Annotated in this window: 4 protein-coding genes and 1 pseudogene; all 5 read left to right on the top strand. The window is 70.1% G+C overall.

The window, feature by feature from the left end:
- Positions 1–117 precede the first annotated feature (117 nt).
- Entirely contained in the window at positions 118–1,173 is a 1,056-nt protein-coding gene (gene plsX / locus VGD93_RS07800) for a phosphate acyltransferase PlsX (protein WP_395010849.1), read from the top strand.
- Positions 1,170–2,147 (top strand): beta-ketoacyl-ACP synthase III, encoded by a 978-nt coding sequence (locus VGD93_RS07795; protein ID WP_395010847.1) that lies wholly within the window; start codon positions 1,170–1,172, stop codon positions 2,145–2,147. The genes plsX and VGD93_RS07795 overlap by 4 nt, the downstream gene beginning before the upstream one ends.
- Before the next feature lie 40 nt (positions 2,148–2,187).
- Positions 2,188–3,138, top strand: a complete 951-nt coding sequence (fabD, locus tag VGD93_RS07790) for an ACP S-malonyltransferase (RefSeq protein ID WP_395010845.1) — start codon at positions 2,188–2,190, stop codon at positions 3,136–3,138.
- Positions 3,135–3,881 carry a 3-oxoacyl-ACP reductase FabG gene (gene fabG, locus VGD93_RS07785; RefSeq protein WP_395010843.1) on the top strand — a complete coding sequence of 249 codons (747 nt, stop codon included), beginning with the start codon at positions 3,135–3,137 and terminating at the stop codon, positions 3,879–3,881. The genes fabD and fabG overlap by 4 nt, the downstream gene beginning before the upstream one ends.
- Positions 3,878–4,091, top strand: a pseudogene (locus tag VGD93_RS07780) (hypothetical protein); the annotation flags it as partial. The gene fabG and the pseudogene VGD93_RS07780, both read left to right, overlap by 4 nt.

Here is a 4,091-nt window from a genome sequence, read left to right as displayed (position 1 = left end):
TGGCTTCGCGGCAAGGCCCGGCTGCAGGCGCAGCACGGGCCTTTGTTCTATGCGCCGCCGCTTCGTCGCGCCCGGCGCGCTCCGGATGCCTCTCGAAAAGGCTCTACATTTGAGGCCATGACTACTCTGGCTGTTGACTGCATGGGGGGCGACCACGGCCCCCAGGTCACCTTGCCCGCCTGCCGGCATTTTCTCGAGCAGCACCCCGACGCGCACCTTCTGCTGGTGGGCGCGCCCGACAGCCTCGCCGCGTTCCAGCACCCGCGCGCCACCGCGCTGCATGCCTCGGAAATCGTCGCCATGGACGACTCGGTCGAGGTCGCCTTGCGGCGCAAGAAGGACTCGTCCATGCGGGTCGCGATCCAGCAGGTCAAGGATGGCCGGGCCGACGCGGCCGTGTCGGCCGGCAACACCGGCGCTCTGATGGCACTGGCGCGCTACCTGCTCAAGACCCTGGAGGGCATCGACCGGCCGGCCATCGCTTCGCCGATGCCGAATGCGAAGGGCGGCGCCACCACGGTGCTGGACCTCGGCGCCAACGTCGACTGCACCGAGCAGCACCTGCTGCAGTTCGCCGTCATGGGCTCGGCCCTGGTCTCCGCGATGAACGAGGACGAGGCTCCCTCGGTCGGACTGCTCAATATCGGCGAGGAGGTGATCAAGGGCAGCGAGGTGATCAAGCGCGCCGGCGAGCTGCTGCGCGCGGCGGCCGCCTCGGGGGACCTCAACTTCTTCGGCAACGTCGAGGGCAACGACATCTACAAGGGCACCGTCGACATCGTCGTGTGCGACGGCTTCGTCGGCAACGTGATGCTCAAGACGAGCGAAGGGCTGGCGACCATGGTCGGCGGCTTCCTGCGCGAGGAGTTCTCACGCCATCCGCTGACGAAGGTGGCGGCGCTGGTCGCCTATCCGGTCCTCGCCGCGTTCAAGAAGCGCGTCGACTATCGCCGCTACAACGGCGCCGCGCTGCTCGGGCTGCGCGGGCTGGTCTTCAAGAGCCACGGCTCGGCGGACGCGTTCGCCTTCGAGCACGCCCTCAACCGCGCGTATGATGCGGCCCGGCACAAGCTGCTGGAGCGCGTGCAGGCGCGCATCGCGCATGCGCGGCCGCTGCTGGTCTCCCCCGCGGACGACGCGCAGCCGCTCGAAAAGATGCTCACTTCCTCATGACCACATATTCGCGCATCGCCGGGACGGGCAGTTTCCTGCCGCCCCGCCGCGTCACCAACGCCGAACTGGCCGCCGAACTGGCGGCGCGCGGGGTCGAGACCTCGGACGACTGGATCGTGGAGCGCACCGGCATCCGGGCCCGCCACTTCGCGGAGCCGGACGTGACGTCGAGCGACCTCGGTGCGCAGGCCGCGCGGCGCGCCATGGAGGCTGCGGGCGTCGGCCCGCAGGACATCGACCTCATCATCGTGGCGACGTCGACCCCCGACATGGTCTTCCCGTCGGCGGCCTGCATCCTGCAGCACAAGCTGGGCATCGCCGGCTGCCCGGCGTTCGACGTGCAGGCGGTCTGCAGCGGCTTCGTCTACGCGCTGACCATCGCCGACGCGATGATCCGCACCGGCAGCGCGAGCAAGGCGCTGGTGATCGGCGCCGAAGTGTTCTCGCGCATCCTGGACTTCGACGACCGCACGACGTGCGTGCTGTTCGGCGACGGCGCCGGCGCCGTCGTCCTGGAAGCCTCCGATACGCCCGGCATTCTCGCCACCGACCTGCACGCCGACGGCAGGCATGTCGGCATCCTGTGCGTCCCGGGCACCGTGTCAGGCGGCAAGGTGCTCGGCGACCCGCTGCTGAAGATGGACGGCCAGGCCGTGTTCAAGCTGGCCGTGGGCGTGCTCGAGAGCGCGGCCCGGGCGGCGTTGGCCAAGGCCGGTCGCACCGAGGCCGACATCGACTGGCTCATTCCGCACCAGGCCAACATCCGCATCATGCAGGGCACGGCCCGGAAGCTGAAGCTGCCGCTGGACAAGGTGATCGTCACCGTCGACCAGCACGGCAACACCTCGGCCGCCTCGATCCCGCTCGCGCTCGATGCGGCGGTGCGCGGCGGCAAGATCGCCCGCGGCGACACGCTGATGCTCGAGGGCGTCGGCGGCGGCTTCACGTGGGGCGCGGTGCTGCTCGACTTCTGAGCGCACGCCGGTCCAGCTTTTCCCTCGCGAGAGAGCAACCATGAAATCGTTTGCATTCGTCTTTCCGGGCCAGGGCTCGCAGGCCGTCGGCATGCTCGACGCCTGGGGCGACCACCCGGCCGTCGCCGCCACCGTCAAGGAAGCGTCCGACGCCCTGGGCGAGGACGTCGGCCGCCTGATCAAGGAAGGCCCCAAGGAGACGCTGGCCCTCACCACCAACACCCAGCCGGTGATGCTGGTGGCCGGCGTCGCGGCCTGGCGCGCTTGGCTGGCCGAGGACGGCGCGCAGCCGTCCGTCGTCGCCGGCCACTCGCTGGGCGAGTACTCGGCGCTGGTCGCCTCCGGAGTGCTCACGCTGGCAGACGCGGCTCCGCTGGTGCGGTTTCGCGCGCAGGCCATGCAGGAAGCGGTGCCGGTCGGCACCGGCGCGATGGCGGCCATCCTCGGCCTCGATGCGCAGAAGGTCGTCGACGGCTGTGCCGAGGCGGCGCGCAGCTTCGGCACGAACAGCGGGGAAGTGGTGGAAGCCGTGAACTTCAACGACCCGGTGCAGACCGTGATCGCCGGCAGCAAGGCGGCCGTCGAGAAGGCCTGCGAGGTCCTCAAGGCCAACGGGGCGAAGCGGGCGCTGCCGTTGCCGGTGTCCGCCCCGTTCCATTCCAGCCTGATGAAGCCGGCCGCGGAACGGCTGCAGCGCCAGCTCGCCGCCACGGCCTTTGCCGCGCCGCGCATCCCGGTCGTGAACAACATCGAGGCCAAGGTCGAATCCGATCCCGACCGCATCCGCGCCGCGCTGTACCAGCAGGCGTTCGGGCCGGTGCGCTGGGTCGACTGCGTGCGCGCCATCGCGGCGATGGGTGCGTCCGCGATCGTCGAGTGCGGCCCTGGCAAGGTGCTGGCCGGCATGACCAAGCGCATCGCGCCGGAACTCACGTCCGCGGCGATGTACGACCCGGCCACCCTCGCCGAAGTGAAGGGAGTGCTTGCATGACCGCCAGCATGCAGGGCCAGGTGGCGCTGGTCACCGGCGCGAGCCGCGGCATCGGCGCGGCGATCGCGCTGGAACTGGCGCAGCAGGGAATGAAGGTGGTGGGCACGGCGACGTCGGAGGCTGGCGCCACGGCGATCGGGCAGGCGCTTTCGGCCTGGCCGGGCTGTTCGGGCGCCGTCCTCGACGTCAACGACGGTGCCGCCGCGCAGGCGCTGGTGGACCGGGTCGCCGCCGGGCAGGGCGGCCTGCACGTCCTCGTGAACAATGCGGGCATCACCCGGGACATGCTCGCGATGCGCCTGAAGGACGAGGACTGGGACGCCGTCGTCGACACCAATCTCAAGGCGGTGTTCCGCATGTGCCGCGCCGCCATGAAGACGATGATGAAGCAGCGCTACGGCCGGATGATCAACATCACGTCGGTCGTCGGCGCGAGCGGCAACCCGGGTCAGGCAAACTACGCCGCGGCCAAGGCCGGCGTGGCCGGCATGACGCGCGCGCTGGCGCGCGAACTGGGCAGCCGCAAGATCACCGTCAACTGCATCGCGCCCGGCTTCATCGAGACCGACATGACCGCCGGCCTGCCGCCGACGCAGCAGGAGGGGTTGTTGCAGCAGATTCCGCTGGGCCACCTCGGGCAGCCGGCGGACATCGCTTTTGCCGTCGCCTTCCTGGCGTCGCCCCGGGCCGGCTACGTGACAGGCCAGGAAATCCACGTCAACGGCGGCATGTACATGGCGTGAAGCGCGCCGGCCGCGCGGCCCGTCCGCGCGGCCGGGTCCATGCCGGCGGAGCCGCCCCGTCCGGGGCCGGCCCCGAACGGTCGTGGTGGGGCGCTAAAATCGCGGATTCATTCACAAACCCTCTGAGGGAACCCATGAGCGATATCGAAGCACGTGTCAAGAAAATCATCGCCGAGCAACTCGGCGTGGAAGAGTCGCAGGTCACCAACG

It is taken from the genome of Devosia sp. (assembly GCF_036406155.1).
Taxonomy (GTDB): domain Bacteria; phylum Pseudomonadota; class Alphaproteobacteria; order Rhizobiales; family Devosiaceae; genus Devosia_A.
The sequence above is the reverse complement of the archived record's forward strand: the minus strand, read 5'-3'. Positions and strand labels throughout refer to the sequence as shown.

Excerpts from the sequence above, each read along its gene's own strand:
- plsX (WP_395010849.1), top strand. The coding sequence starts at position 118 with ATGACTACTCTGGCTGTTGACTGCATGGGGGGCGACCACGGCCCCCAG.
- fabD (WP_395010845.1), top strand. The coding sequence starts at position 2,188 with ATGAAATCGTTTGCATTCGTCTTTCCGGGCCAGGGCTCGCAGGCCGTC.
- fabG (WP_395010843.1), top strand. The coding sequence starts at position 3,135 with ATGACCGCCAGCATGCAGGGCCAGGTGGCGCTGGTCACCGGCGCGAGC.
- VGD93_RS07795 (WP_395010847.1), top strand. The coding sequence starts at position 1,170 with ATGACCACATATTCGCGCATCGCCGGGACGGGCAGTTTCCTGCCGCCC.